Annotated in this window: 1 protein-coding gene; it reads left to right on the plus strand. The window is 70.5% G+C overall.

Annotation, left to right across the window (positions count from 1 at the left end; translation table 11 throughout):
- On the plus strand, positions 1-302 hold a 302-nt coding region (locus BWR60_RS36120; protein WP_429913066.1), incomplete at both ends, for a calcium-binding protein.

Below are 302 nucleotides of genomic sequence, written 5' to 3' on the forward strand. Positions count from 1 at the left end.
AGCTTCAGCAGCATCGAGAACGTCATCGGCTCGGCCTTCGCCGACACGATCAACGGCGAGGCCGGGGCGAATGTGCTGGACGGCGGCGCCGGCGACGACGTGCTCGCGGGCCGCGGCGGCGCCGACACCCTGATCGGCGGGGCCGGCAGCGACACGGCCGCCTATGGCGCCTCCGCCGCGGCCGTCACGATCAATCTCGCCACCAACACCGCCAATGGCGGCGATGCCACCGGCGATACCTTCAACAGCATCGAGAATCTCACCGGCTCGAACTCCGCCGACAGCCTGACCGGCGATGCCGG

Source organism: Inquilinus limosus, from assembly GCF_002195995.1.
Taxonomy (GTDB): domain Bacteria; phylum Pseudomonadota; class Alphaproteobacteria; order DSM-16000; family Inquilinaceae; genus Inquilinus; species Inquilinus limosus_C.